This window comes from Parenemella sanctibonifatiensis (genome assembly GCF_002250565.1).
Classification (GTDB): Bacteria; Actinomycetota; Actinomycetes; order Propionibacteriales; family Propionibacteriaceae; genus Parenemella; species Parenemella sanctibonifatiensis.
Window position 1 is genome coordinate 128,245 of sequence record NZ_NMVJ01000010.1, and the last position, 23,978, is coordinate 152,222.

Below are 23,978 nucleotides of genomic sequence, written 5' to 3' on the forward strand. Positions count from 1 at the left end.
TCGGAAACGAGTGGGGACCTTCTCCGGGCGACGACCCAAATGTTCGTTCACCAGGCCCGTGGCGTGCGCTGTGGCTGTCACCATCGCGATCGCGTCGGGGGAACCGGTACGACAATCAGGAGTAGTGAATGATCCAGCAGGAGACGCGACTGAAGGTCGCCGACAACACGGGAGCAAAGGAAATCCTCTGCATCCGTGTGCTCGGTGGCTCGAAGCGTCGCTACGCCGGCATCGGTGACACCATCGTGGCCACGGTCAAGGATGCGATCCCCGGCGGCAACGTCAAGAAGGGTGAGGTCGTCAAGGCCGTCATCGTTCGTTCCGTGAAGGGCAGCCGTCGTAACGACGGTTCCTACATTCGTTTCGACGAGAACGCCGCGGTGATCCTCAACACCAACGGTGAGCCCCGCGGCACCCGCATCTTCGGCCCCGTGGGCCGTGAGCTGCGCGAGAAGAAGTTCATGCGCATCGTGTCGCTCGCCCCGGAGGTGATCTGAATGACCCTGCATGTGAAGAAGGGTGACCGCGTCAAGGTCATCGCGGGCAAGGACAAGGGCTCCGTCGGCGAGATCATCGCCGTTGACCCGCACTCCGAGCGCGTGACGGTCGAGGGCGTCAACATCGTCAAGCGTCACATCAGCCAGAACCAGCAGCAGCCCAACCAGCAGAGCGGCATCGTGTCCCGTGAGGCCCCGATCCACGTCTCGAACGTGCAGCTGCTGGTCAAGGACAGCGACGGCAACGACGTGCTGACCCGCGTCGGCTACGAGCGTCGCGAGGTCCAGAAGCGGCGCGCCGACGGCACCGAGTACAGCGCCTTCCGCAGTGTGCGCATCGCCCGGAAGACCGGGGAGGAGATCTGATGACTGAGGCCACCACCACCGTGGAGATTCCCCGTCTCAAGCAGAAGTACCGCGAGGAGATCGCGCCGGCCCTGCGCGAGGAGTTCAGCATCGCCAACGCGATGCAGATCCCTGGCCTGACCAAGATCGTCGTCAACATGGGCGTCGGTGACGCCGCGCGTGACTCCAAGGTCATCGACGGCGCCATCAAGGACATGACTGCCATCACCGGCCAGAAGCCTCAGGTGACCAAGTCGCGCAAGTCCATCGCCCAGTTCAAGCTGCGTGAGGGCCAAGCCATTGGCTGCCACGTGACCCTGCGGGGCAACCGGATGTGGGAGTTCGCCGACCGGCTGCTGAGCCTGGCGCTGCCCCGTATCCGTGACTTCCGCGGTCTGTCTCCCCGTCAGTTCGACGGCAACGGCAACTACACCTTCGGTCTCACCGAGCAGGTCATGTTCCACGAGATCGACCCCGACAAGATCGACCGGGTGCGCGGCATGGACATCACCTTCGTGACCACTGCCACCAACGATGACCAGGGCCGGGCGCTGCTGAAGCACCTGGGCTTCCCGTTTGCCAGCGCCGACGTCAAGCCGGCCAAGAAGAAGGCCAAGGGTCCGGCCTTCGCTCGGAAGAAGAAGTGAGGATCAAGCCATGGCCAAGACAGCTCTGAAGGTCAAGCAGTCCCGCAAGCCGAAGTTCGCCGTGCGTGGTTACACGCGCTGCAACAAGTGCGGCCGTCCCAAGGCTGTGTTCCGCAAGTTCGGCCTGTGCCGGGTTTGCCTGCGCGACCTCGCCCATGCCGGTCAGCTGCCCGGCGTCATCAAGTCCTCCTGGTGATCCCACCACTTCCAGTCCAGATTCTGACGCAGCAGGTCCTGAGGGAAACCGCTGTGAGAAAGAGGCTTTGAGCCAATGACGATGACTGATCCCATCGCAGACATGCTGACGCGTCTGCGCAACGCCAATCGGGCATTCCTCGACAGCACCACGATGCCGAGCAGCAAGATCAAGGTTGGTATTGCTGAGATCCTCCACCAGGAGGGCTACATCGCCTCCTACGAGGTGGCCGAGCCCGGCGAGGGCGAGGTCGGCAAGAAGCTGACCATCACCCTGAAGTACGGCGATCACCGCGAGCGTTCCATCGCTGGCGTGCGCCGCATCTCCAAGCCAGGTCTTCGCGTGTACGCCAAGTCCAACGCTCTGCCCAAGGTCCTCGGCGGCCTCGGCATTGCGATCATTTCCACGTCCCAGGGTCTGCTGACCGACCGGGATGCCAATTCCAAGAGCGTGGGTGGGGAAGTCCTCGCCTACGTCTGGTGACCCCGACACACGAGAGGAGACTGACATGTCACGAATCGGAAAGTTGCCGATCGCGATTCCCTCGGGTGTTGAGGTGACCGTGAACGGCCAGGACGTCCAGGTGAAGGGCCCCAAGGGTCAGCTGAGCCATACCGTCCCGACCCCGCTCACCATCGCCAAGGAGGACGGTTCGGTCACGATCGAGCGTCCCGATGAGGAGCGCGACAACAAGGCGCTGCACGGCCTGACCCGGACCTTGGTCAACAACATGGTCATCGGTGTCACCGAGGGCTACGAGAAGAAGCTCGAGATCGTCGGCGTCGGCTACCGCGTCCTGTCCAAGGGCCCGGCTCAGCTGGAGTTCAACCTTGGCTTCTCGCACCCCGTCGTGGTGAATGCCCCCGAGGGCATCACTTTCACCGTCGAGGGCCCGACCAAGTTTGCGGTGCTCGGCATCGACAAGCAGGCGGTCGGCGAGGTCGCGGCCAACATCCGCAAGATTCGCAAGCCCGAGCCGTACAAGGGCAAGGGTGTCCGATACGCCGGCGAGAACGTGCGCCGCAAGGTCGGAAAGGCTGGTAAGTGATCATGGGTATTGCACTGTCCCACGGCAAGAAGACCGCGGCGAAGACCAAGGCGCGGCTGCGTCGTCAGGTCCGCGTACGCAAGGGCATCTTCGGTCAGCCGGAGCGCCCCCGCCTGGTCGTGACGCGTTCGGCGCGCCACATCCTGGCCCAGGTGATCGACGACACCCGCGGCGTCACGCTGGCAGCGGCCTCCACCATGGATGCCGATCTGCGCAGCAGCGACGCCGACAAGTCGGCCAAGGCCCGCAAGGTTGGCGAACTCGTCGCCGAGCGTGCCAAGGCTGCTGGTGTCGAGCAGGTCGTCTTCGACCGCGCCGGCCACAAGTACCACGGACGGATTGCTGCGCTCGCTGAGGGCGCCCGCGAGTCCGGCCTCGGTTTCTGAGCACGACGAAAGATACGGAGATACAGCGATGAGTGGAACCCAGCGCGGCAATCGCGCAGGTGGTGAGCGTCGCGGTCGTGACGATCGTCGTGGCCAGGCGCAGGAAAAGAGCATGTTCCTTGAGCGCGTGGTGAAGATCAACCGCGTCGCCAAGGTGGTCAAGGGTGGTCGGCGCTTCAGCTTCACCGCTCTGGTCGTGGTCGGCGATGGCGACGGCACCGTCGGCATTGGCTACGGCAAGGCCAAGGAGGTGCCCGCGGCGATCGCCAAGGGTGTGGAGGAGGCCAAAAAGGCATTCTTCCGCGTCCCGCGGATCCAGGGCACCATCCCGCACCCCGTCCAGGGTGAGAAGGCGGCCGGCGTGGTCATGCTGCGTCCGGCGTCCCCCGGTACCGGCGTCATCGCCGGTGGTGCCGTCCGCGCGGTGCTCGAGTGCGCCGGCATCAGCGACATCCTCGCGAAGTCCCTCGGCTCGCCCAATGTGATCAACGTTGTGCACGCCACCGAGACGGCGCTGAAGATGCTCGAGGAGCCGGAGGAGGTCGCCTCCCGCCGCAGCAAGCGGGTCGAGGACGTTGCCCCCGCCGCGCTGCTGCGCGCCAAGCGCGGCCAGACCGATGAGGCGGTCAGCGCATGAGCAAGATCAAGGTGACGCAGGTCAAGTCCGTCATCGGCGGCAAGCAGAACCAGAAGGACACGCTCCGCACCTTGGGGATCAAGCGGATCGGCGACTCCGTCGTCCGTGAGCTGACCCCCGAGGTCAAGGGCATGATCACGACCGTTAACCACCTGGTGACGGTCGAGGAGGTGGACTGATGCTCAAGCTTCACAACCTGAGCCCGGCCCCCGGCGCCAAGAAGGCCAAGACCCGCGTGGGTCGCGGTGAAGGCTCCAAGGGCAAGACCGCTGGTCGCGGTACGAAGGGCACCGGCGCACGCAAGAACGTGCCCGAGAACTTCGAAGGTGGCTCGATGCCGATGCACATGCGGGTGCCGAAGCTTCGCGGCTTCAAGAACCCGTTCCGCGTCGAGTACCAGGCCATCAACGTCGGCAAGATCGGCGAGCTGTTCCCCAAGGGTGGCGAGGTCGGCGTTGCTGAGCTCGTGGCCGCGGGCGCAGTGCGCGACGGTCACCCCGTCAAGGTGCTGGCCGAGGGTGAGCTGACTGTTGCGGTCCAGCTGACCGTCGACAAGGCCTCGGCTGCGGCCAAGGAGAAGATCGAGAAGGCCGGCGGTTCCGTCACCACGACGAACTGAGCCGGACACCACGCAGCGGGCCCCGCAGACTTCGGTCTGCGGGGCCCGTTCGTCGTTGCTGGCGGGTCTGTCGCTGGTGGGTTCACCGGTGCGGCTGTGCAGGGCCTGGGCGCGCCCGCTCAGGCCAGCCGGACTTCGCCGCGCTCCACCCCGAGCTCAGCCAACGCCACCTGCCAGATCTCCAGCTCCACCGGCGACCAGGCGCAGCTGACGGTGCGCTTGTCGCGAGGGATCCAGGTGTCAAACCGAAGCACGCCATCGCCGTCGTCCCAAACCTCACTGACGTCGAAGCAGCGGGGATAGCTGCCGGCCACCACGACCGCGGTGCTGAAGTCAGGATCCGGGGCACTTTCACGGATCTCCGGGGGCTGCTCGGCCAGCCACTGTTGCCAGGCCGCGTCATCCACGATCAGGAGTTGCCGGGGCCGTGGCTCGCCGAGCTCGCCAATGTTCTGCTCGCTCCAGTTCGCGAGTCGGGTCCCTACCCGGACCGGACCGAACAGGCTGCAGCCCGACAGGATCAACCCCGCCACCACGAGCAACACCAAGCCTCGACGCATGGTTTCAGCGTACGCGTGGCGACCTTGACAGCGGAGTCATGGGGCGCTGGTATTGGTCCACTCGCCAGCGCGAGTGATCTTGGTCCGAGGCGGCCGGATCCGAAGAGATTGGGCAGGGAGCAATGGGGATACTGGACTGGGTCGTCGTGGCGGTCTACTTCGTCCTGATGGCAGGCATCGGTCTGTGGGCGAAGTCGCGGGTCAAGAACGCGGCCGACTTCTTCACCGCCGGCGGCAAGATGCCCTGGTGGTTGTCAGGCATCTCGCACCACATGTCGGGTTACAGCTCGGCCGTGTTCGTCGGTTATGCCGCGATCGCGTACGAGAAGGGCTTTGTCCTCTACATCTGGTGGGCGCTCGGCATTGCCTTCGCCATGGCGATCGGCGCTTGGCTGTTTGCGCCACGCTGGCCCCGGCTGCGGCAGCGGCTGGGCATCATCTCGCCGCTGGAATACCTGAAGGTGCGCTACAACGTGCCCACCCAGCAGATCCTGGCGTGGAGCGGCACCGCGCTGAAGGTCTTCGACGTCGGCGCCAAGTGGGCCGCGACTGCCCTGCTGCTCTACGTCTTCGCTGGCGTACCGCTGATCTGGGGCATCCTCATCACCGGTGGCGTCACGTTGATCTACAGCACCCTGGGCGGGCTGTGGGCTGACGCGCTGACCGACTTCAGCCAGTTCGTGATCCAGTTCATCGCCGCGATCGTGCTCGCGGTGGCGGTGATGGGTCGCCTGGATGGCTTCTCGACCATCTGGACGATGTGGGGACAACTGCCCGAGGACCGCTCCCAGCTGTTCAACGAGCCGTACACCGTGGGCTTCGTGATGGTCTACCTGATCATCAACACGCTCAGCTACAACGGCGGCACCTGGAACCTGGCGCAGCGCTTCATCGCCTCGCCCACCGGCAGCACCGCCCGCAAGTCGGCACTGCTGTCGATGGGTCTCTACATCGTGTGGCCGCTCGTGATGTTCTTCCCGATGTGGGCCGCGCCGCTGATCTTCCCTGAGCTCGTCGACACCGATCAGTCATACGCCCTGCTGGCCCAGGAACTGCTGCCGGCCGGCCTCGTCGGTCTGGTGCTGGCGGGCATGTTCGCCCACACCATGGCGATGACCGGCTCGGATGCCGGCGCCATCTCGGCGGTCGTGACCCGTGACATCCTGCCGGTGCTGCGGCGCGGTGCCGGCAAGCTCACCGAGCAGGCGGAGCTGCGGGCGGGCCGGATCTCGGTGTTCAGCTTCATCCTGATCTCGATGGTGATCGCGGTCTTCGCCGACAACTTCGGCGGCGTCATCGGGCTGATCATCACCTGGTTCGGCGGCCTGGTCGGCCCGATCGCCATCCCGATGCTGCTGGGCATGCTGCCGTGGTTCCGCAACAGCGGCCCGATCGCGGCGATCAGCTCGTGGGCGTTGGGTGTGGTCGTCTTCGCCCTGCTGAAGTTCCCGCTGGCCGGCTGGCTGAAGGAGACCTTCCCGAGCGAGGCCCAGGCGATCGCCGTCGGCGCGCCGGTGATCTGCGCGATCATCCTCTACATCGTCATGGGCTTCGTGCATTCGGAGCGCACGGCGGAGGGCGACGAACTCATCGAGCAGCTCAACGTGGACGTCGACGACGTCCACGCGCAGCCCGCCGACTGAGGGCAGGACCCCGACTCAGGGCACCCCAGCGCACCCTGGCTGCCCGCCCAGTGCGTACGGATGTGGGGAATCGGCGATTGGTTGGTAGTCTGCGACGGTCCCCGGTTGCGGGGACTGCTCGCGCGTGCCCGCGAGAGTGTACGGAGAGACGAGAGGGCAGGCAGTGCTCGGCACTTTTGCCAAGGCGTTCCGAACGCCGGACTTGCGCCAGAAGATCCTGTTCACCTTGATGATCTTGGTGCTGTTCCGGATCGGGTCAGTGATCCCGGTGCCGAACGTCAGCATCCAAGGCATCAACCAGTGTCAGGTCGAGGTGGCGCAGGGGCAGACTGCTGGCCTGTACTCGATGATCAACCTCTTCTCCGGAGGTGCGATCCTGCAGCTGGCGATCTTCGCGCTGGGCATCATGCCCTACATCACCGCGAGCATCATCCTGCAGTTGCTCACCGTCGTGATCCCGCGGCTGGAGGCCCTCAAGAAGGAGGGCCAGTCCGGCCAGGCGAAGATCACCCAGTACACCCGTTACCTCACGCTGGTGCTGGCAGTCCTCAACGCGACCGCCTTCTCGACGCTGGCGGTCCGCGGGCAGCTCTTCCAGGGCTGCACCACCCCGGTCGTCTACAGCGACGCGATCTTCCCGACCGTCGTGATGGTGCTGACGATGACCGCCGGCACTTCGATCATCATGTGGATGGGTGAGCTCATCACCGACCGCGGCGTCGGCAACGGCATGTCGATCCTGATCTTCACCCAGATCGCCGCCGGCTTCCCGGCCGGCCTGTGGGGCATCAAGGAGGCCAAGGGCTGGGTGTCCTTCCTGCTGGTGCTGGTGGTCGGTCTGATCGTCATGGCGGCTGTGGTCTTCGTCGAACAGGCCCAGCGCCGGATCCCGGTGCAGTACGCCAAGCGGATGGTCGGCCGTCGCCTGCTGGGCGGCTCCACCACCTACATCCCGCTCAAGGTCAACCAGGCCGGCGTCATCCCGGTCATCTTCGCCAGCTCGGTGATCTATCTGCCGATCCTGTATTCGCAGTTCGTCCCCGAGGGCGAGGTGTCGACCTGGATCCAGACCAACTTCGTCACCGGCGAGCATCCCATCTACATGCTGACGCTCTTCCTGCTGATCGTCGGCTTCGCCTACTTCTACGTCGCGATCACGTTCAACCCCGAAGAGGTCGCCGACAACATGAAGAAGTACGGCGGCTTCATCCCCGGCGTCCGCGCCGGACGCGCCACCCAGAACTACCTCGCCCACGTCCTGTCGCGGCTGACCTTCCCCGGGTCCCTCTATCTGGGGTTGATCGCGCTGCTGCCGTCGGCGGCGTTCATCCTGCTCGACGCCAACCAGAACTTCCCCTTCGGCGGCACCTCGCTGCTGATCATCGTGGGTGTCGGTCTGGACACCGTCAAGCAGATCCAGTCCAAGCTCCAGCAACGCAACTATGAAGGATTCCTCCGATGAGCCAGCCTGATAAGGTCGTCCGCCTCCTGATCATGGGCCCGCCCGGAGCGGGCAAGGGCACCCAGGCCACCGGCATCGCGCAGCGCTACGGCATTCCGGCGATCTCGACCGGTGACATGTTCCGCGCCAACGTCTCCCAGGGCACCCCGCTGGGGCTGGAAGTCAAGCGGATCATGGACGCCGGCGGCTACGTCAGCGACGAGATCACCACGGCCATCGTCGCCGACCGGCTCGGTGAGCCCGACACCAGCAACGGCTGGCTGCTGGATGGCTACCCGCGTACGTTGGCCCAGGTCGAGGCACTGGACCGGCTCGCCGGCGACGAGGGCATCGACGCCGTCGTGGTGCTGGAGGCCGACGAGGAGGAGCTCGTGGCCCGGCTCGCCAAGCGTGCCCAGGAACAGGGCCGCAGTGACGACAACGAGGAGACCATCCGCACCCGCCTCAAGGTGTACGCCGAGCAGACCCAGCCGCTGCTGGACGTGTACGCCGGACGTGACCTGGTCGTCGCGGTCGACGGTCTGGGTCAGGTCGACGAGGTCGGTCAGCGAATCGCTGCCGCGTTGGAGGCCAAGCTGGAGGCACGCGGCTGATGTTCGGGCGGGGTGTGGAGATCAAGACCCCGGACCAGGTCAAGCTGATGCGCAAGGCCGGTCTGGTGGTCGCTCGTGCCCTCAAGGCAACTGTTGCCGAGGTACGCCCGGGGATCTCGACCGGTGAACTGGACGAGATCGCGGCTGGCGTCATCGCCTCGGCCGGGGCCACCCCGTCCTTCCTCAACTACGGTGCCGAGTACGGCACCCCGTTCCCTGGCGTGACCTGCATCTCGGTCAACGAACAGGTCGTCCACGGCATCCCCGGCGAGCAAGTGTTGGCCGCCGGTGACATCGTCTCCATCGACTGCGGCGCGATCGTGGAGGGCTGGCACGGCGATTCGGCGGTCACCGTCACGGTGGGGGACCCCAGCCCGGCCGACCACGCTCTCAGCGAAGCCACCCGCCAAGGGATGTGGGCCGGCATCGCCGCCGCCAAGCTCGGCGGTCGGGTCACCGACATCTCCGCAGCAGTGGAGGCCAGCGTGCGGGCGGATTCGCCCCAGTGGGGGATCGTGTCCGATTTCGTCGGGCACGGCATCGGATCGGCGATGCACCAAGTGCCTGACGTCCCCAACCAGGGCCGACCGGGCCGTGGCCCGAAGATCGTGGAAGGGCTGTGCCTGGCCGTGGAACCGATCGTCGTGGCAGGCGATCCGGCCAACGCCACCCTCGATGACGACTGGACCATCGTGACCATCGACGGTTCCCGGGCCGCCCACTGGGAACACACCATGACTGTCACCAAACACGGCACTTGGGTGCTCACCGCCGAGGACGGCGGCGAGGCCGAGCTGACCGCTGCCGGCGTGCCGTTCGGACCGTTGGCGGACTGATGGCCGGCGCCGGGGGCTTTCCGCGTCGCTCGCTGCTGGTGGGCGGGGCGGCGTTGCTGGTCGGCGGACCAGCCGTGCTGGCCGGCTGCAACGGTCAGCCCGAACTGCAGCAGGAACGGCGCGAACCAGGTCCGGATCTGAGCTCCGAGCGGGATGCCCTGGTCGCAGATCTGCGTTCGGCGGGCCTGGCTGTGGATGCCGACGAGGTCGAGCACGCCGACACCACCCTTCACGAGTTGACCACGACCTACCTGGCCGGGTGGCGCATCGTTGAGGCGCGCCGCGACCGCGAGCCGTGGCGGGCGTACCTGGGGTGGCAGCCCGGAGTCGGCGCGGTGCACCTGACCGGCAACCCGGCGGGCTTCTCCGAGATCTTCCTGGACCGAAGCGCCGGCAAGCCGCCCGCGCTGGACGAGGCGCTGGCCGTCACCATCGCGCAGGACTTCCTCGACACCACCTGGCACCTGCGTACGCTGCAGCACCGGATTGCCTCGGTGACCGACATCCCCTGGCGGGAGAACGTTGGCAAGGGTGCCCGGGCGGACCTGAGCGAGCAGCTCGAACCGCTCATCACGCCGCCAGCCGCCACCGCAGCAGGTGAGGGCTTCACGGTGGAATTGCACACCATCAGCCATGAGGTGCTGGTGCGCCACGAGGTTCTGATCGACTTCGCCGACGGGGTCCGGGACCAGCCGCTCGAGCTGGCGGACCGGCTGCCGGTCGTCGTCGCCGAATGACACGCACCGGCTGCGGAGCGGGTGAGTAGACTTCAGCGTATGAGCGACAACCTCCCGATCTCATCGAAGTACCGCAGTCAGGCGGACCAGCCGGTGAGCGAGGAGGAGCGCAACGATCTCAACTCCCGACTCAACGAGGCATTCGGGCGCGGCGAGCTCAGCCATGACGAGTATCAGCAGGGGTTGGAGCGGTTGTACGCCGCCTCCAATCTGGGTGAATTGGTGCCGGTGGTGTCCAAACTGCCGGCCAAGCAGACCTACGACCAGCCAGCGATCGTGGAACAGTCCGCCGGCAAACCCGGCGAGCTCACCGAGGCGGCCCAGCCCAGCAACAAACTGGTGATGTACGCCGGCGTCGCCGTCGGCGGTGCGGTGGCGCTGATCGTGGTGCTGCTGATGCTGGTGCTGTTCGTCTTCTGAGGTGCACGTCTTCTCAGGTGCGCAGCAGGCCCGGTCGGGGCCAATTTGGGATGTTGGCGCTGCTCGCGTAGACTCACTCCTTGGTCACCTGTGTGCCGGTGCCCACGTTCCTACAATCGTTCCAGACCACCGTGGTCGCTCCGCGTCCGGGTCGTGCCTGGGGAAGGTTGAAACCGGAGAATGGCGAAGAAAGAAGGAGCCCTCGAACTTGAGGGCACCGTGGTCGAGAACCTGCCCAACGCGATGTTTCGCGTTGAGTTGGACAACGGTCACAAGGTGCTCGCCACGATCAGTGGCAAGATGCGGCAGCACTACATCCGCATCCTGCCCTCGGACCGGGTGGTGGTGGAGCTTTCTCCCTATGACCTGACCCGTGGTCGGATCGTTTACCGGCACCGCTGACCAGTTCCCAGTCCACCACGACGAGAAAGTTGCTCGATGAAGGTTCAGCCGAGCGTCAAGAAGATGTGCGACAAGTGCAAGGTGATTCGCCGGCACGGTCGCGTCATGGTGATCTGTGACAACCCGCGGCACAAGCAGCGCCAGGGCTGAGCAGGTCCCACCGGGCGTACGCCCGTGACAACTGAATAGATTCCAACGTGACGGCACCACCGCATTTCCGCTGATTCATCAGCTTTCGCGGTGTCACCCCCGGACGAAGGCTGGGGCCCCACTGACACGCTGGTCACTGTCCGAATTGGCAGTGTCTCGGTAGGTCACAGGCGATGGGGAAGCCGCACGCAGACACCTTCGCGGTCCTGAATCCGGTGAGCACCGGGGACCGACATCCGAAAGGAATGCCACATGGCACGCCTCATTGGTGTTGACCTGCCGCGCGACAAGCGCCTTGAGGTCGCACTCACCTACATCTTCGGCGTCGGACGTACCCGTGCGCTGGAGACCCTCGAGGCCACCGGGATCAGCGGTGACCTGCGCGTCCACGAGCTCAACGATGACCAGCTGGTCGCGCTTCGTGACCACATCGAGGCCAACTACCAGGTAGAAGGTGACCTCCGCCGTGAGGTGGCCGCTGATATCCGCCGCAAGGTCGAGATCGGCAACTACCAGGGCCGTCGTCACCGCATGGGCCTGCCCGTACGCGGGCAGCGGACCCGGACGAACGCGCGCACCCGCAAGGGCAAGCGCAAGGCGGTTGCTGGCAAGAAGAAGGTCCGCTGACAGCGGCGGTTGAGCGAGGAGAACAGACTTTATGGCTACTGCAGGACGCGCGACCCGGACCAAGGTCCGTCGCAAGGAAAAGAAGAACGTTGTTTCGGGTCAGGCTCACATCAAGAGCACCTTCAACAACACCATCATCACCATCACCGATCCCACTGGCGCTGTGATTGCGTGGGCCTCGGCCGGCACCGTCGGCTTCAAGGGCTCCCGCAAGTCCACTCCGTTCGCGGCTCAGATGGCTGCCGAGGCCGCCGGCCGTCGCGCCATGGAGCACGGCATGAAGCGGGTCGATGTGTTCGTCAAGGGTCCCGGCTCCGGCCGTGAGACCGCCATCCGTTCGCTGGGCGCGGTGGGCCTGGAGGTCGGCGCGATCGCCGATGTCACCCCCGTTCCCCACAACGGCTGCCGCCCGCCGAAGCGCCGGCGCGTCTGAGACCCCGACACGAACCAAGAAGAGGACTGATACACGATGGCCCGTTACACCGGCCCCATGACCAAGAAGTCCCGTCGTCTCGGGACTGACCTCGTCGGCAACGACCAGGCTTTTGAGCGCCGCCCCTACCCCCCGGGTGTCCACGGCCGCGGCCGTACCAAGGACTCCGAGTACTCGCTGCAGCTGCGCGAGAAGCAGAAGGCGCGTTTCGCTTACGGCGTGCTCGAGAAGCAGTTCCGCCGCTACTACGTCGAGGCCAACCGTCACCCCGGCAAGACCGGTGACCAGTTGCTGCAGATCCTGGAGTCCCGGCTGGACAACGTGATCTACCGCGCCGGCTTCGCCAACACCCGCCGCCAGGCCCGCCAGCTGGTGGTGCACGGTCACTTCCTGGTCAACGGCCAGAAGGTGAACATCCCCTCCTACCGGGTGACCCCTCACGACATCATCGACGTCCGCGAGAAGTCGCTCAACCTCCACCCGCTGGTGGTTGCGCGTGAGACTCACGACGCCGACACCGTGCCTGCGTGGCTCGACTCCCGTCCCAACAAGGGTCGGATCCTCGTCCACAGCCTGCCGGTCCGCGAGCAGATCGTGATCGACGTCCAGGAGCAACTGATCGTCGAGCTCTACTCCAAGTGACCTGAGGCCTTCGGGCCCTTCACTGGAGTTCTGCTCACCGGTACGGAAAGGAACCCCCCATGCTCATTGCCCAGCGCCCCACTCTCTCCGAAGAGGTCGTTGACGAGCACCGTTCGCGATTCGTTCTCGAGCCCCTGGAGCCCGGCTTCGGCCACACCCTGGGCAACTCGCTGCGTCGCGCGCTGCTGTCCTCGATCCCTGGTGCCGCTGTCACCAGCATCAAGATCGAGGGCAACCCCCACGAGTTCTCCACCTTGGAGGGCGTCGTGGAGGATGTCGCCGACATCGTCATGAACCTCAAGGGTCTGGTGCTGTCCTCCGAGGAGGACGAGCCCGTCACGATGTACCTGCGCAAGGCAGGTGCTGGCCCCGTCACCGCCGCCGACATCGCGCCGCCGGCCGGTGTCGAGGTGCACACCCCGGATCTGCACATCGCCACGCTGAACGACAACGGTCGGCTGGAGATGGAACTGATCGTGGAGCGTGGCCGTGGCTACGTGTCCGCCGCCCAGAACAAGAACCCCGACGCCGAGATCGGTCGAATCTTCGTCGACTCGATCTACTCGCCGGTCCTCACCGTCGCCCTGAAGGTCGAGGCGACGCGTGTCGAGCAGCGTACGGACTTCGACAAGCTGATCCTGGACGTCGAGACCAAGCCGAGCACCACCCCTCGTGACGCGGTGGCGTCGGCATCCCACACCCTCGTGGAGCTCTTCGGCCTCGGCCGCGAGCTTAACCTCGAGGCCGAGGGCATCGAGATCGGCCCGTCGCCTGTCGACGAGCAGCTCGCCGCTGACCTCGCCCTCCCGGTCGAGGACCTCAACCTGACCGTGCGGTCGTACAACTGCCTCAAGCGCGAGGGCATCCACACGGTGTCCGAGCTCGTGTCGCGCAGCGAGCAGGACCTGCTCGACATCCGCAACTTCGGTTCGAAGTCGATCGATGAGGTCAAGGCCAAGCTCACCGAGATGGGGCTGTCCCTCAAGGACTCCGCCCCCGGCTTTGATCCCACCACCGCCGTCGGTTACGACGACGATGACGCCGACTTCGCCGAGACCGAGCAGTACTGACCCGATGCCGCTGGGGGAGACCTCGGCGTAGAACACTGGAGAACAAGCAATGCCGACACCTACCAAGGGACCGCGGCTGGGAGGCAGCCCGGCTCACGAACGCATCATCCTGGCCAACCTCGCCAGCCAGCTCTTCGAGCATCGGGCCATTACCACGACCGAGACCCGTGCTCGACGTGTCCGCCCGCTCGCGGAGAAGCTGATCACCAAGGCCAAGAAGGGCGACCTGCACTCGCGTCGCCTGGTGCTGCGGACCATCACCGACAAGACGATCGTCGCCGAGCTCTTCGACGAGATCGCCCCCTCGCTCAGCGACCGTGACGGTGGCTACCTGCGCATCACCAAGATCGGCCCGCGCAAGGGCGACAACGCTCCGATGGCGCTGCTCGAGATCATCGACGAGACCGTCGAGGAGTCGCGTGCGGCCAAGGAGAAGCTCGCTGCCCGCAAGAACAAGCAGGCCGTGAAGCCGAAGAAGTCCGCCGCCAAGGCTGCCGCAGCCGAGGAGGCCAAGGCCGAGGCTGAGGAGACCGAGGTCGACACCGCGGCCGACGCCCCGTACGGCGAGGACTCCTACCGGGGCGAGAACCCGCCGGAGGGCTTCGACATCAAGGGCAACGAGGACTCGATGAAGTACCACGTGCCCGGCTCGACCTGGTACGACAACACCGTTGCCGAGGTCTGGTTCGCCGATGCCGAGGCCGCTCAGGCTGCTGGCTTCGAGCCGGCCGGCGGCGCCGATGCCCAGACAGTCTCCGATGAGACCGACGAGGCTGACGCCGACGAGGCCAAGGGCTCCGACGAGGCCTGATCCTCAGCTGTCTACCATTCGGGCCGCTCACCGCTTCGGTGGGCGGCCCGAATGCTGTTTCCGGTCGCTGGCCGAGACCCGCTGCCGGGTGCGGTCGGCGTACGCCCCGGGCCCGTGCCGCTCGTCTCGTTGGGGGTGGCTGGCTCGCCCGTGGGTAGGCTGAGGGCAGTCGTCATCGAAGGGACCCCATGGGACTGCGCATCGCCCAGCTCGCCAACTTCGTTGGCCCCACGTCCGGTGGGATGCGGCAGGCCATCGACAGCTTGGGCGCGGGCTATGTCCGCGAGGGCGTCGAGCGGATGCTGGTGATCCCCGGTGAGCACGACCGGATTTCCGAGACCGACAGTGGCACGGTGGTCGAGGTTGCCTCCCCCCACCTGTTCGGGCACTCCTATCGGATGATCGCCCAGCCGTGGCGGGCGCTGTCGATGTTGGACCAGTTCCAGCCGACCAGCGTCGAGGTGTCGGACAAGTGGACGCTGTCGCAGGTCGCGAGGTGGGCCCGCAAACGGGGGATCGGCTCGGTGCTGTTCAGCCACGAGCGGCTCTCCGACATGTTGTCGATGTTCCTACGACGCCAGTTCGGTGTGGAGGCCGCGGTCGGCGCCCTCAACCGCCGGCTGGCGACCGAGTTCGACGCGGTGGTGGTGACCTCGGACTATGCGGCGGCGGAGTTCATCAACACCGGAGCCCGGCTGGCTCGGGTGCCGCTGGGCGTCGATCTCGAGACCTTCCACCCGCGGGTCGGGACTCCGGTTGACGACGGCATCCTGCGCGCGGCGTACGTGGGCCGCCTGTCGCGGGAGAAGAGCCCGGACCTGGCGATCCGGACGATGCTGGAGCTGCACCGCCGCGGCGTACCGGTGCAGATGGATGTGTATGGCACTGGCCCCGATGAGCAGGAACTGCGGGACCTTGCCGAAGGTGGGCCGGTGACCTTCCACGGCTACGTCAATGGCCGCGACGAGGTGGCGCGCCGGTACGCCGCAGCTGATGTGTCGCTGTCGGTGTGCCCGGCGGAGACCTTCGGACTGTCGGTGTTGGAGGCGCAGGCCTGCGGCACGCCGGTGGTGACCGCCAACCGGGGCGGCGGCAGCGAGCTGGTGACGCCCGAGAGCGGCGCCCAGGCTGACCCGGACCCGATTGCGTTGGCCGACACCATCGAAGCGAACATCATTCCGCGGCTGGGGCCGTCGTTGCGGGCGGCGGCCCGAGCACAAGCGGAGCGCTATCCCTGGTCGCGCAGCGTGCGGTTGATGCTCGAGCTGCATGAGCGGCTGCGTCGGGAGGGGCCCTACCAGGCTCACACCGGCGACGCGATCCGCGAGGGGTTGTCGAAGAACCGGCGTGCGGTGAAGAGCTTGTTGGGGAGGCACTGATGGGGACGAAGAAGTGGGGCGGCATCGGCGCTGGCAGCGTCCTGGGCGCTGCGGTGGTGTTCTTCGGCGTGCCGCGACTGTTGGCGCCCAAGCCGGTGCGCCACTATCCCGAAGGGGTCGACACATTGGCCGAGGCGGTGAGCAACTGCCGCAGCAGCGGCCTGAGCGGCTGGGAGCTGGTCGCGTACGCCCAGCGCCTGGTGGCGCGCAAGTTCGGCCACTACTCGGCGTGGCACCTGTGGGAGACCTCGCCACGGGCGTTTCGGAACGGGCGGGGCAATGCCCGCCGCTACAACGGCGCGCTGGCGATGCTGCTGACCGAGCTGGGATTCGACGTGGTGATGGTGCATGCCGCCCGGGTACGTCAACCGGAACGGCCCTGGTGGAGCGTCGGCCACACCTGGCTGTGGGTCACCCACGACGGCACCCGACGCGAGGTCTGCGCTCGCAGGCTCGACAACGAGCCTGGCAAGGTCGACTTCGAGCCGCTCACCCGGGTGGAACCGGAACGGCCCTGGACGGGGCCGGTGGTCGAGGCGGCGCTGCGACCCTTCGTCGCTGCCGCTGTCTGGCGCGCGACCCTGACGGGCCGCCCCGTGCCCGACGGGGTCTACAAGGCTCGCGAGGATGAGGTGCAGCCACGCGGCGAGCGAACCGACTCGGCGAGCGAGTGAGCGGCGCCGTCGGTGGTGGCTTGGGGCGTACGTCAGCGCGCTCGCCCGAGGGAGGGGGCCGCTGCGGCTGTGGGGTGAACCAGTCCGTGGTTGGGAGCCTGGGCATAGTTGCGTGTGCAGGTGCGTTGCCGGGGTATGAGCTTTCGCGATGTTCCGGTGTCCGTCCTCGACCGTGCCAACGCACTCGCAGGTGTCGACCAGACCGACGTGTTGCGGGGCGTGATCGACCGGGCGCGACGGGTCGAGGGCCTGGGGTTCAAGCGCTTCTGGGTCGCCGAGCACCATGGCGTACCGGGCATCGTCGGTGCCACACCAACGGTGCTGATGGCAGCGATCGCTGCCGAAACCCAGAAGATTCGTATCGGCAGCGGCGGCGTCATGCTGCCCAACCACGCCCCGTTGATCGTCGCTGAACAGGCCGCGACCCTGGAGGCGTTGCACCCGGGCAGGATCGATCTCGGGCTCGGGCGTTCGGTGGGCTTCACCCCGGCTGTCCGCGAGGCACTGCGCAGCGAACGTGGCGCAGCACTGCGATTTGGCGAGGACCTGCGCGAGTTGATGGCATTCCTCAACGGGACGGCACCCTTCACGGCGCGACCGCGGAACGACGCTGCGACGCCGTTGTTCGTGCTGGCGACCGGGCAAGGGTTGGTCACAGCCGCCGAGTTGGGGCTGGCGGTGGTTGTCGGCGGTCCGTCGGTCGTGCATCGCGAGGGCGACAGCCACCCGGGGCTGGCGGCGTACCGGCGAGACTTCCAGCCCTCGCCGTGGTGGCCGGAGCCGTATGTGATCGTCTCTGCCGACGTGGCCGTGGCCGACTCAGCCGACGACGCAGAGCGGCTGGTGCTGCCCGAGGCGTGGTCGCTGGCACAGTCGAGCACGCGCGGCGAGTTCAGCCCGTTGGAGTCCGCTGACGAAGTAGCGGCGAAGGTGGCCCGCGCGACCGACCGCGAACGCACCCGCACCCAGGAGCACCTCGACGCCGCCCTCGCCGGTACGCCGGACGAGGTCGCTGCAGGTGTGCAGGAACTGCTGAGCTACACCGGCGCCGACGAGGTGCTCATCACCGGCGGCATGAGCGACATCGCTGGCCAGCAACGTTCCGACGAGTTGGCGGCGGAGATCTTCGGCCGGGGCTGAGGCGCCGCCCCGTGGTTCCGCCGGCGGCATGTGGCTGGGCCACGCCTGAGGCAGGTTCCTCCCTGCTCGCGCTCTCGGTGGCGCAGGGGGGGTGGGCGAGACTGCGTCCGAGCCGGTGCTCCCGTGGTTCGGGTCCCGGCCGACCCCAGCGGTGAGGCCACCTCCGGGACCGGTGAGCCCCGCTTGGCGCGCACATCAAGCCGCGGGCAGGGCGTCCTGCGTGGCGGATGAATCGTTCGAGCAGGCTGACGACGAGGGATCTGACTCGTCGCCGTCGGTCGGGTCAGTGATGGTGAGTTCGAACAGCACCCGGACACACTCGTGGAGATTGAATCCCTCGCCCTGACCGACGGTGCGAACGTCGATGGGGCCGATGGATCCTACGTTTGCGTCGGCGGGAGGGATCACTGCGCTGAGTTCCTGCGCCCAGGCGTACTCGCGGCTGGCGCTGAGGGCAATCGGTTCGATGGGGGCGCCGTTGGCGCGACGAAAACGGAAGCGATGACCAGGGACGGGTGCCGCGCTGGCAGTGATGGTGATGCCTGCCTCGTGGATGAGCGTGTGGTGACGCCGGCAGAGCAGGACGAGGTTGTCGAGATCGGTCTTGCCGCCCAACGCCCACGGAGTGATGTGGTGCGCGTCGAGCCGATAGTGCTGCTGGCAGCCGGGGAACTGGCAGGTGTGGTGGTCGCGGGCGGCCAACGCGCGGCGCTGTCCCGGGCTCGCGAGTCGGCGGGAACGCCCCAGTGCCAGCGCATTGCCGCGATTGTCATGGAGGATCCCTTGCAGCGTCGCGGTGCAGGCCAGGCGTTGGGCCGTGGCGGCGGTGATCGGACCGCTGCCGGGGATGTGGCAGACATTGCGGCGGAGTTCCTCGACGAGCTCAGGTGAGGCTGATGGCGTTCCCGCGGGAACGCCTGGTGCGAGGAGGTCCGGGTCGGTTGGCGCGGAGGCCTCCTCATCGTTGTCGATGACGGTGTCGGTGGTGGCGCCGTTCTCCGCTGCGCCGTCTGCCTCGCTTTCGGTCGTGCTTGTGCCTGAGGAGGGGATGGCCGACGTGCCATCCGTCGTGCTGGCGGTCGCATCGTCCTTGGCGGCGGCGACCCTGACGGAGGAGGGGATGGCCGACGTGGAGTTGCTCCCCGAGCCGGCATCACCCTGGTGGGTGGTGGTCGTGCTGGCGTAGCCGAGGTTCTGTAAACGCACCTACCTCTCACACGAGTAGGAAGGTGGGCCGGAGCATGGGCCACGAACAGCAGGAACAACGGAGCACCGAGCCGTTGAGGGCGGTGGTGTACGTCAGGATCAGTGACGACCCCGAGGGTACCGAGCGGGGTGTGGATCGGCAGGAGGCCGATTGCCGCGCCTACGCCGCTGCGCACGGGTGGGAAGTCGCGGCGGTGTTCCGTGAAAACGACACGTCGGCCTTCAAGCAGCGCACAATCACGCTGCCGTTTGGTGAGCGGGTGCGGCGAGTGATCCGCCCTCAGTTCCGCGCCATGCTGAAGCACCTCGACTCTGGTGATGCGCAGGTGATGATCGCCTACGACCTCGACCGAGCGGTGCGCGACCCGCGCGACTTGGAAGACCTTATCGACGCGAAGGTGCTCGGCGGGTTCACCGTCCGCTCTGTGACGGGCTCGCTGCGGTTGGATACGGATTCTGATGTGGCGATGGCCAGGGTGCTGGTCGCGATGGCGAACAAGTCATCTGCCGACACCGCTCGCCGTGTCGCTCGGGCGGCGAAGCAGCAGGCTGTCGAGGGCGCGTGGCACGGCGGCCGGGTACCGTTCGGATACCGCGCCGAGAACGGCGTGCTCATGGTCGACCCGGTGACCGGGCCACTGGTGGTCGAGAGGTACCAGCGGGTGTTGGCTGGTGAGTCGTTGTATCGGATTCGGAAGGAATGGAACGAGCGCGGCATCCTCACCACGCACGGCTGCATGTGGTCAGACCGTACGCTCAAGATGGTGCTGCGTAATCCCTCGAACAAGGGAGTACGTGAGTACCGGCCCGTGCTCCCTGACGGGAGTCGCGCGAGAACGTCGAAGATGCATGTGCAGGCGGCGTGGCCTGCGCTGGTGGACGAGGACACTTGGCAGCAGGTCTCCGATGTGCTCGACGCGAGGAAGGAGGCGCGGAACTTCCATGAGCCGGGCAGCGGTGCTGCCGTGCGGATGTATCCGTTCTCAGGGCTGATTCGCTGCTCTTTGTGTGGAACGTCGATGATTCACCGGGGCGGCGTGTATCAGTGCATTCAGCCGACACCTGGTGGGTGTACGCGGTCGATTCGCTCCGCTGAAATCGAGAGGCTTGTGGAAGAAGCAGTGCTCGCGACGTTCGCGCAGATCACCCTTCACCCCAGCAGTCGCCAATCCAGTGATTCGGGTCTCGCGGCGCGGGTTGGGCTGACGGCGACGCTCGACGCCGACCGAGAGCGACTGGCGCGGCTCGATGATGACTACTATGACGGGCTGATCGACAAGGCCATGTGGGTGCGGCAACGCGCGAGGAACGCGGAGCGCATCGACGCGCCCCGCCGCGAGTACGCGGCGACGATGCCCGAGCAGCACGTCGGCCCGCGCATCGATATGACCACGGTTGCGGCGGAATGGGAGGGGCGTACTCCGATGTGGCAGTACCAAGCGGCGAGTCTGATCCTGCAAGCGGTGCTCGTGCACGCGCATCCGGCGGACATGATGACCGCTGTGCCCAAGCGCCGCAATGAGAGCACCGAGGCGTTCCATGTGCGCCGCGACGCGCACCGTGCCGCAGTGCTCGAACGTCGGGTCGAGTTCGTCTGGCGCGCATGAACCGCAGCCATGGAGCACGGACGGCCCCGCCCTCGACTGATGACGGTTCAAGGTGCGGGGCCATCACGGTTCTGAGAGATCGGCAGTTCCAGGGGCCTGGGTGCTGTGCAGAGCCCGCGCAACTCGGCCAGCACAGCGGGGTCATCTATGACGGTGGTGAATCCCTGTGCGCGACGGGAAGTCTCAGCCAGGCGCTCGCCGAGCGTTGAACCCACAGAAAACAGTGATGGTGCGACGGTGGCGTCCGTCGAGGTGGTGAAGGTGGTCGAGGTGCTCATACTGACAGGTACGACGCCCCGCCCGCGCGCCGTTGCAACTCAGGATGAATCTGACTTACTCGGATTGGCTGCCCAGATCGCAGCCAACAAGCCAGTGTCGCAGCGCAGCGAGTCAAGAGGTTCTCCGTCGAGGAGGCGCAGCAGAATGCCTTCGCCGGTCGGGGAGCCTGCGTGCTTGCGGTCAGGGTTTCCGAGGACGATCCGCACCAGTGCTGTCCATGATCTTGGTGGGATGCCCAGCCGCTCAGGGGTGGCGCGGTCACGGCGCAGTACCTCGACGGCGCGAGCACGAGACGGCAGATCAGCAAGCCGGTAAGCGACATGCTCAACACACGCCACAACGAGCGCGACATCCCAGCCCGTCGAGACGAACAACCCCACGGTGTCCGAAAGTGCCGTGGTGACACGGATGCGGTCGGTGTCGTCAGCCTCATCGTCGTTGTCATCGGTCGTGGGATCGACGGCGAATGCGGGGTGGTAGTCGGCCAGCTGCTCGCGCTCGGCGAACCGGATCGCATCATGGAACCCTGCGATCCTGGATGTGTGGCGCACTTTGCTGGTCGAGGTCAGCATTCCCGCGGCCCGAGCCTCGGCGAGACAGGTGATCCGCACCGCGTGAGTGACCACCGCCCACGGGTTTGCCGCGTTCCGTGTGGACGGGGCGAGCATCACCTCGAATGCCGCCGAAGCGACCGCCCAGGCATCCAGTCTGTACTTGCGTGCCAACCCTGATACTTCACCGCCGTGAACCGCATCAGCTCAGCCGCTTCACGATCACCCCGCCATGCCCCCGGGCCGGACTTGTCGAGCCGGATTAGCAGAGCGCGTAGACCTTCCGGGCTCTCGAAACCGCCGCTGGTCGAGCCATGCGGGGCCGCAGCATCGTCGCTGGCGGGTGAGGTGTGTTCGTCCACGGTGACGCCTCCCACAAGGGAGGTGCGCCACTGACACCCAGATCAGGGCGCGCATCGGCTCGCCCCGCGCCTGCCGTTTGTCGGCAGGCGCGCTGTTTTGTCACCTCTCGGTGCGGGCACGCGATCCCGTGATCGGGCGGAATCGTCTGTGGGTGAGCTGCCCACGTTGGTTCCGCCCGATCACCGGGGAACGTGACTATTCGGCTTGTCGGGCTACTCGTGGGAGACGCATGAGCGAAGCACCTCCGATCACTGCGAGCACCACAGCGGTGATCACCATCGCTGTGGTGAAGCCCCATTGCCCAGTGCTGATGCCGGTCAGGAGCGGCCCGCCTGCGAGCCCTGCGGCATAGGCGAGGTTGTACAGCGCGAACGAGCCGCCAAGTGTGGGCGGGTTCGACTTGTAGCCCTGTTCACTGATGAGCGTTGTGGCTGGGGCGAGCAGCAGTGCCGAGGAGACTCCAAGGAGAATCATCCCGATGCAGGTCTGCCACAGTTCGGTCGCGAACCCGGTCACCACGAGCGCCGCAGTGACCGCGGCGACCCCGGCACCGACGAGCATCCGCGGGGATGTGGTCGTCACGAGACGGCCAACAACAGGGTTCGCGATGATCGAGGCGAGCGCTGCGAGACCGAACAACAACCCGACCGTGAGCGCGCTTGCGCCGAGGTGCACGGGCAAGACGGGTTCGATGCCGGAGAGCACCGCCGCGCCGACAGCGACGGCGAGAACGATCGAGAACGACCCCGGTACTTTGAGCACCGCGAGTGGCCCGGCGGTGTCATCGGTGACCCGGGGTGAGTCTTTCACGAACACGATCCGCAGCACGCCGTCTGCGAGGGCGACGGCGGCGGCGAACAGGAACGGGGATGCCGTGCCGAAGTGCTCGACCAGGAACCCGGCCAGCGGCGGGCCGATGAGCACGCCGAGAGTGATGGTCGACAGTGCGATGCCCATCGACTGGCCGCGTTTTTCCATCGGTGTGGTGGCAGCGATCAGCGAGAGTGCAGCGACCCAGGACATGCCGCCTGCGATCCCTTGGGCGAGGCGAGCGACCAGTAGCAGCCAGTAGGGGCCTCCGGTGGCGAACAGCAGCGTCGCTGCCGCGAGCCCGACGAGGCCGATGAGGAGCGGTGTGCGTGGTCCGTACCGGTCGACGATGCGCCCGGCGAACAGTGTCGCGACGATCATTGCCGCTGCGTATGAGGAAAAGAGGATGCCGGTGGCTTCTGGCCCGGCCGCCACGACGGACGGCAGGAGCGGCAGCACCGGAACGGCGAGACCGTGGACGAGCATGTCGGTGAACAGTGCCGCTGACGACACGATCAGTGCGCGCGTTGGAGTCGTGCCCCCGGCGGGGGCGGTGTGTGGAGTTGTCATGTAGAACGAATGGTCTTTCTAGGAGAGCAACCCCCGAACCAGCGCGGCGACCGCGCTTTCACGGTGTGAGGGTTGTGGAAGGTCTTGTGGTCGGGTCACCGCAGTGACGGTGAGTCCTTGAAGCAGGACAAGCACGAGGCCCGCAATCTGCGCAGGCGGCAGCGTGCTCGTCGCTGAGGTATCGGTAGCGATCAACTCGGTCAGCCGGACGTGCCAGTCATCGAGCCCCGCAGCTTTCTCCGATGCATCGTCGAACGCTTGGGGTGCGACCAGCACCGTGGAGAACGCCAGCGCTCGGAACAGCGGATCGACGCTCAGCAGGCGCATGTACTCCGAGAGCAGGCTCGACAGTCCAGTGGATACGTCCTGGGCGGGGTCTGCAGGGAACACGCGGTCGGCGTACTCGCCCCATCCCCACGCGAGCGCATCGCTCAGGAGCGTGGCCTTGTCGCGGAAGTGATGGTGCAGCGCGCCGCGGGTCACACCCGCCCGTTCTGAGATCGCCTCGAACGTTGCCCCCCGCCACCCCTTCTCTTCGAAGGCCATCAACGCCGCCTCACACAGCGACAGACGCGTTCTCTCCGCGTCCTCAACCGAACGTCTCATATATACATGATAACCCGTATGTAACTGGCTCG

31 protein-coding genes and 1 pseudogene are annotated in these 23,978 nt (G+C 66.4%); 27 read left to right on the forward strand and 5 right to left on the reverse strand.

Annotated elements, in window-relative coordinates:
* The first annotated feature begins 128 nt into the window (after nucleotides 1–128).
* From rplN to rplO, 10 genes are all read left to right on the forward strand, one after another.
* The gene (gene rplN / locus CGZ91_RS12385) at nucleotides 129–497 is read left to right on the forward strand and encodes a 50S ribosomal protein L14 (protein WP_094450790.1); all 369 of its coding nucleotides are present in this window, start codon (nucleotides 129–131) and stop codon (nucleotides 495–497) included.
* A complete protein-coding gene (rplX, locus tag CGZ91_RS12390) occupies nucleotides 498–863 on the forward strand; it encodes a 50S ribosomal protein L24 (RefSeq protein ID WP_094455591.1) in 366 nt (121 codons plus the stop codon).
* The gene (gene rplE / locus CGZ91_RS12395; RefSeq protein ID WP_094450792.1) at nucleotides 863–1,489 is read left to right on the forward strand and encodes a 50S ribosomal protein L5; all 627 of its coding nucleotides are present in this window, start codon (nucleotides 863–865) and stop codon (nucleotides 1,487–1,489) included. The genes rplX and rplE overlap by 1 nt, the downstream gene beginning before the upstream one ends.
* 10 nt (nucleotides 1,490–1,499) lie before the next feature.
* Nucleotides 1,500–1,685, forward strand: a complete 186-nt coding sequence (locus CGZ91_RS12400; protein WP_094450793.1) for a type Z 30S ribosomal protein S14 — start codon at nucleotides 1,500–1,502, stop codon at nucleotides 1,683–1,685.
* A 75-nt stretch (nucleotides 1,686–1,760) separates the two neighbouring features.
* Nucleotides 1,761–2,168 carry a 30S ribosomal protein S8 gene (gene rpsH / locus CGZ91_RS12405; RefSeq protein ID WP_094450794.1) on the forward strand — a complete coding sequence of 136 codons (408 nt, stop codon included), beginning with the start codon at nucleotides 1,761–1,763 and terminating at the stop codon, nucleotides 2,166–2,168.
* Between the two features lie 25 nt (nucleotides 2,169–2,193).
* Nucleotides 2,194–2,733 carry a 50S ribosomal protein L6 gene (rplF, locus tag CGZ91_RS12410; protein ID WP_094450795.1) on the forward strand — a complete coding sequence of 180 codons (540 nt, stop codon included), beginning with the start codon at nucleotides 2,194–2,196 and terminating at the stop codon, nucleotides 2,731–2,733.
* 2 nt (nucleotides 2,734–2,735) lie between these two features.
* Nucleotides 2,736–3,119: a 50S ribosomal protein L18 gene (gene rplR / locus CGZ91_RS12415; protein ID WP_094455593.1), complete on the forward strand. Its 384-nt coding sequence runs from the start codon at nucleotides 2,736–2,738 to the stop codon at nucleotides 3,117–3,119.
* Between the two features lie 28 nt (nucleotides 3,120–3,147).
* Complete coding sequence (gene rpsE / locus CGZ91_RS12420; RefSeq protein WP_094450797.1) at nucleotides 3,148–3,756, forward strand: 30S ribosomal protein S5; 609 nt, start codon at nucleotides 3,148–3,150, stop codon at nucleotides 3,754–3,756.
* Nucleotides 3,753–3,935, forward strand: coding sequence for a 50S ribosomal protein L30 (gene rpmD / locus CGZ91_RS12425; RefSeq protein WP_094450798.1), 183 nt, complete (start codon nucleotides 3,753–3,755; stop codon nucleotides 3,933–3,935). Before rpsE ends, rpmD begins: the two co-directional genes overlap by 4 nt.
* Nucleotides 3,935–4,375, forward strand: coding sequence for a 50S ribosomal protein L15 (gene rplO, locus CGZ91_RS12430; RefSeq protein ID WP_094450799.1), 441 nt, complete (start codon nucleotides 3,935–3,937; stop codon nucleotides 4,373–4,375). Before rpmD ends, rplO begins: the two co-directional genes overlap by 1 nt.
* A gap of 119 nt (nucleotides 4,376–4,494) precedes the next feature.
* Here rplO and CGZ91_RS12435 read toward each other — a convergent pair whose 3' ends face one another.
* Nucleotides 4,495–4,935 (reverse strand): hypothetical protein, encoded by a 441-nt coding sequence (locus CGZ91_RS12435; RefSeq protein WP_094455595.1) that lies wholly within the window; start codon nucleotides 4,933–4,935, stop codon nucleotides 4,495–4,497.
* A 122-nt stretch (nucleotides 4,936–5,057) separates the two neighbouring features.
* Here CGZ91_RS12435 and CGZ91_RS12440 point away from each other — a divergent pair, with 122 nt between their 5' ends.
* From CGZ91_RS12440 to CGZ91_RS12515, 16 genes and pseudogenes are all read left to right on the forward strand, one after another.
* Nucleotides 5,058–6,578 carry a sodium:solute symporter family protein gene (locus tag CGZ91_RS12440; protein WP_094455597.1) on the forward strand — a complete coding sequence of 507 codons (1,521 nt, stop codon included), beginning with the start codon at nucleotides 5,058–5,060 and terminating at the stop codon, nucleotides 6,576–6,578.
* 163 nt (nucleotides 6,579–6,741) lie between these two features.
* Nucleotides 6,742–8,040 (forward strand): preprotein translocase subunit SecY, encoded by a 1,299-nt coding sequence (gene secY, locus CGZ91_RS12445; RefSeq protein WP_094450801.1) that lies wholly within the window; start codon nucleotides 6,742–6,744, stop codon nucleotides 8,038–8,040.
* Nucleotides 8,037–8,633 carry an adenylate kinase gene (locus tag CGZ91_RS12450; RefSeq protein ID WP_094455599.1) on the forward strand — a complete coding sequence of 199 codons (597 nt, stop codon included), beginning with the start codon at nucleotides 8,037–8,039 and terminating at the stop codon, nucleotides 8,631–8,633. The genes secY and CGZ91_RS12450 overlap by 4 nt, the downstream gene beginning before the upstream one ends.
* Nucleotides 8,633–9,469 carry a type I methionyl aminopeptidase gene (map, locus tag CGZ91_RS12455; RefSeq protein ID WP_094455601.1) on the forward strand — a complete coding sequence of 279 codons (837 nt, stop codon included), beginning with the start codon at nucleotides 8,633–8,635 and terminating at the stop codon, nucleotides 9,467–9,469. Before CGZ91_RS12450 ends, map begins: the two co-directional genes overlap by 1 nt.
* Entirely contained in the window at nucleotides 9,469–10,206 is a 738-nt protein-coding gene (locus CGZ91_RS12460; RefSeq protein WP_094455603.1) for a hypothetical protein, read from the forward strand. Before map ends, CGZ91_RS12460 begins: the two co-directional genes overlap by 1 nt.
* Nucleotides 10,207–10,245: 39 nt before the next feature.
* On the forward strand, nucleotides 10,246–10,626 hold the full coding sequence (locus tag CGZ91_RS12465; protein ID WP_094450805.1) for a DUF1707 SHOCT-like domain-containing protein: 381 nt from the start codon (nucleotides 10,246–10,248) through the stop codon (nucleotides 10,624–10,626).
* A 180-nt stretch (nucleotides 10,627–10,806) separates the two neighbouring features.
* Nucleotides 10,807–11,028: a translation initiation factor IF-1 gene (gene infA, locus CGZ91_RS12470; RefSeq protein WP_094450806.1), complete on the forward strand. Its 222-nt coding sequence runs from the start codon at nucleotides 10,807–10,809 to the stop codon at nucleotides 11,026–11,028.
* 36 nt (nucleotides 11,029–11,064) lie between these two features.
* On the forward strand, nucleotides 11,065–11,178 hold the full coding sequence (gene rpmJ / locus CGZ91_RS12475) for a 50S ribosomal protein L36 (RefSeq protein ID WP_094450807.1): 114 nt from the start codon (nucleotides 11,065–11,067) through the stop codon (nucleotides 11,176–11,178).
* Nucleotides 11,179–11,430: 252 nt separating this feature from the next.
* Entirely contained in the window at nucleotides 11,431–11,805 is a 375-nt protein-coding gene (gene rpsM / locus CGZ91_RS12480; protein WP_094450808.1) for a 30S ribosomal protein S13, read from the forward strand.
* Nucleotides 11,806–11,836: 31 nt separating this feature from the next.
* Entirely contained in the window at nucleotides 11,837–12,238 is a 402-nt protein-coding gene (rpsK, locus tag CGZ91_RS12485; RefSeq protein ID WP_094450809.1) for a 30S ribosomal protein S11, read from the forward strand.
* Between the two features lie 36 nt (nucleotides 12,239–12,274).
* Nucleotides 12,275–12,880: a 30S ribosomal protein S4 gene (gene rpsD, locus CGZ91_RS12490; protein ID WP_094450810.1), complete on the forward strand. Its 606-nt coding sequence runs from the start codon at nucleotides 12,275–12,277 to the stop codon at nucleotides 12,878–12,880.
* Between the two features lie 59 nt (nucleotides 12,881–12,939).
* Nucleotides 12,940–13,950, forward strand: coding sequence for a DNA-directed RNA polymerase subunit alpha (locus CGZ91_RS12495; protein ID WP_094450811.1), 1,011 nt, complete (start codon nucleotides 12,940–12,942; stop codon nucleotides 13,948–13,950).
* Between the two features lie 49 nt (nucleotides 13,951–13,999).
* Nucleotides 14,000–14,680 (forward strand): annotated as a pseudogene (gene rplQ, locus CGZ91_RS15065) (50S ribosomal protein L17, sunset domain variant); the annotation flags it as partial.
* Between the two features lie 269 nt (nucleotides 14,681–14,949).
* A complete protein-coding gene (locus tag CGZ91_RS12505; protein WP_094455605.1) occupies nucleotides 14,950–16,140 on the forward strand; it encodes a glycosyltransferase in 1,191 nt (396 codons plus the stop codon).
* On the forward strand, nucleotides 16,140–16,814 hold the full coding sequence (locus CGZ91_RS12510) for a hypothetical protein (protein ID WP_094455607.1): 675 nt from the start codon (nucleotides 16,140–16,142) through the stop codon (nucleotides 16,812–16,814). The genes CGZ91_RS12505 and CGZ91_RS12510 overlap by 1 nt, the downstream gene beginning before the upstream one ends.
* 135 nt (nucleotides 16,815–16,949) lie before the next feature.
* Nucleotides 16,950–17,954, forward strand: coding sequence for an MsnO8 family LLM class oxidoreductase (locus CGZ91_RS12515; protein ID WP_094455609.1), 1,005 nt, complete (start codon nucleotides 16,950–16,952; stop codon nucleotides 17,952–17,954).
* A 195-nt stretch (nucleotides 17,955–18,149) separates the two neighbouring features.
* On the opposite strand, the gene CGZ91_RS12520 is transcribed toward CGZ91_RS12515, so the two are convergent.
* Entirely contained in the window at nucleotides 18,150–19,160 is a 1,011-nt protein-coding gene (locus CGZ91_RS12520) for an HNH endonuclease (protein WP_094455611.1), read from the reverse strand.
* Nucleotides 19,161–19,195: 35 nt separating this feature from the next.
* Here CGZ91_RS12520 and CGZ91_RS12525 point away from each other — a divergent pair, with 35 nt between their 5' ends.
* Nucleotides 19,196–20,767, forward strand: a complete 1,572-nt coding sequence (locus tag CGZ91_RS12525; protein WP_094455613.1) for a recombinase family protein — start codon at nucleotides 19,196–19,198, stop codon at nucleotides 20,765–20,767.
* A 317-nt stretch (nucleotides 20,768–21,084) separates the two neighbouring features.
* Here CGZ91_RS12525 and CGZ91_RS12530 read toward each other — a convergent pair whose 3' ends face one another.
* The 3 genes from CGZ91_RS12530 to CGZ91_RS12540 form a co-directional block, all read right to left on the reverse strand.
* The gene (locus tag CGZ91_RS12530) at nucleotides 21,085–21,771 is read right to left on the reverse strand and encodes a hypothetical protein (protein ID WP_229116612.1); all 687 of its coding nucleotides are present in this window, start codon (nucleotides 21,769–21,771) and stop codon (nucleotides 21,085–21,087) included.
* A 384-nt stretch (nucleotides 21,772–22,155) separates the two neighbouring features.
* Nucleotides 22,156–23,340: an MFS transporter gene (locus CGZ91_RS12535; RefSeq protein WP_094455615.1), complete on the reverse strand. Its 1,185-nt coding sequence runs from the start codon at nucleotides 23,338–23,340 to the stop codon at nucleotides 22,156–22,158.
* An 18-nt stretch (nucleotides 23,341–23,358) separates the two neighbouring features.
* Entirely contained in the window at nucleotides 23,359–23,886 is a 528-nt protein-coding gene (locus CGZ91_RS12540; protein ID WP_229116613.1) for a TetR/AcrR family transcriptional regulator, read from the reverse strand.
* Nucleotides 23,887–23,978: the final 92 nt, after the last annotated feature.

Excerpts from the sequence above, each read along its gene's own strand:
- rplN (WP_094450790.1), top strand. The coding sequence starts at position 129 with ATGATCCAGCAGGAGACGCGACTGAAGGTCGCCGACAACACGGGAGCA.
- rplX (WP_094455591.1), top strand. The coding sequence starts at position 498 with ATGACCCTGCATGTGAAGAAGGGTGACCGCGTCAAGGTCATCGCGGGC.
- rplE (WP_094450792.1), top strand. The coding sequence starts at position 863 with ATGACTGAGGCCACCACCACCGTGGAGATTCCCCGTCTCAAGCAGAAG.
- CGZ91_RS12400 (WP_094450793.1), top strand. The coding sequence starts at position 1,500 with ATGGCCAAGACAGCTCTGAAGGTCAAGCAGTCCCGCAAGCCGAAGTTC.
- rpsH (WP_094450794.1), top strand. The coding sequence starts at position 1,761 with ATGACGATGACTGATCCCATCGCAGACATGCTGACGCGTCTGCGCAAC.
- rplF (WP_094450795.1), top strand. The coding sequence starts at position 2,194 with ATGTCACGAATCGGAAAGTTGCCGATCGCGATTCCCTCGGGTGTTGAG.
- rplR (WP_094455593.1), top strand. The coding sequence starts at position 2,736 with ATGGGTATTGCACTGTCCCACGGCAAGAAGACCGCGGCGAAGACCAAG.
- rpsE (WP_094450797.1), top strand. The coding sequence starts at position 3,148 with ATGAGTGGAACCCAGCGCGGCAATCGCGCAGGTGGTGAGCGTCGCGGT.
- rpmD (WP_094450798.1), top strand. The coding sequence starts at position 3,753 with ATGAGCAAGATCAAGGTGACGCAGGTCAAGTCCGTCATCGGCGGCAAG.
- rplO (WP_094450799.1), top strand. The coding sequence starts at position 3,935 with ATGCTCAAGCTTCACAACCTGAGCCCGGCCCCCGGCGCCAAGAAGGCC.
- CGZ91_RS12435 (WP_094455595.1), bottom strand. The coding sequence starts at position 4,935 with ATGCGTCGAGGCTTGGTGTTGCTCGTGGTGGCGGGGTTGATCCTGTCG.
- CGZ91_RS12440 (WP_094455597.1), top strand. The coding sequence starts at position 5,058 with ATGGGGATACTGGACTGGGTCGTCGTGGCGGTCTACTTCGTCCTGATG.
- CGZ91_RS12450 (WP_094455599.1), top strand. The coding sequence starts at position 8,037 with ATGAGCCAGCCTGATAAGGTCGTCCGCCTCCTGATCATGGGCCCGCCC.
- map (WP_094455601.1), top strand. The coding sequence starts at position 8,633 with ATGTTCGGGCGGGGTGTGGAGATCAAGACCCCGGACCAGGTCAAGCTG.
- CGZ91_RS12460 (WP_094455603.1), top strand. The coding sequence starts at position 9,469 with ATGGCCGGCGCCGGGGGCTTTCCGCGTCGCTCGCTGCTGGTGGGCGGG.
- CGZ91_RS12465 (WP_094450805.1), top strand. The coding sequence starts at position 10,246 with ATGAGCGACAACCTCCCGATCTCATCGAAGTACCGCAGTCAGGCGGAC.
- infA (WP_094450806.1), top strand. The coding sequence starts at position 10,807 with ATGGCGAAGAAAGAAGGAGCCCTCGAACTTGAGGGCACCGTGGTCGAG.
- rpmJ (WP_094450807.1), top strand. The coding sequence starts at position 11,065 with ATGAAGGTTCAGCCGAGCGTCAAGAAGATGTGCGACAAGTGCAAGGTG.
- rpsM (WP_094450808.1), top strand. The coding sequence starts at position 11,431 with ATGGCACGCCTCATTGGTGTTGACCTGCCGCGCGACAAGCGCCTTGAG.
- rpsK (WP_094450809.1), top strand. The coding sequence starts at position 11,837 with ATGGCTACTGCAGGACGCGCGACCCGGACCAAGGTCCGTCGCAAGGAA.
- rpsD (WP_094450810.1), top strand. The coding sequence starts at position 12,275 with ATGGCCCGTTACACCGGCCCCATGACCAAGAAGTCCCGTCGTCTCGGG.
- CGZ91_RS12495 (WP_094450811.1), top strand. The coding sequence starts at position 12,940 with ATGCTCATTGCCCAGCGCCCCACTCTCTCCGAAGAGGTCGTTGACGAG.
- CGZ91_RS12505 (WP_094455605.1), top strand. The coding sequence starts at position 14,950 with ATGGGACTGCGCATCGCCCAGCTCGCCAACTTCGTTGGCCCCACGTCC.
- CGZ91_RS12510 (WP_094455607.1), top strand. The coding sequence starts at position 16,140 with ATGGGGACGAAGAAGTGGGGCGGCATCGGCGCTGGCAGCGTCCTGGGC.
- CGZ91_RS12515 (WP_094455609.1), top strand. The coding sequence starts at position 16,950 with ATGAGCTTTCGCGATGTTCCGGTGTCCGTCCTCGACCGTGCCAACGCA.
- CGZ91_RS12525 (WP_094455613.1), top strand. The coding sequence starts at position 19,196 with ATGGGCCACGAACAGCAGGAACAACGGAGCACCGAGCCGTTGAGGGCG.
- CGZ91_RS12535 (WP_094455615.1), bottom strand. The coding sequence starts at position 23,340 with ATGACAACTCCACACACCGCCCCCGCCGGGGGCACGACTCCAACGCGC.
- CGZ91_RS12540 (WP_229116613.1), bottom strand. The coding sequence starts at position 23,886 with ATGGCCTTCGAAGAGAAGGGGTGGCGGGGGGCAACGTTCGAGGCGATC.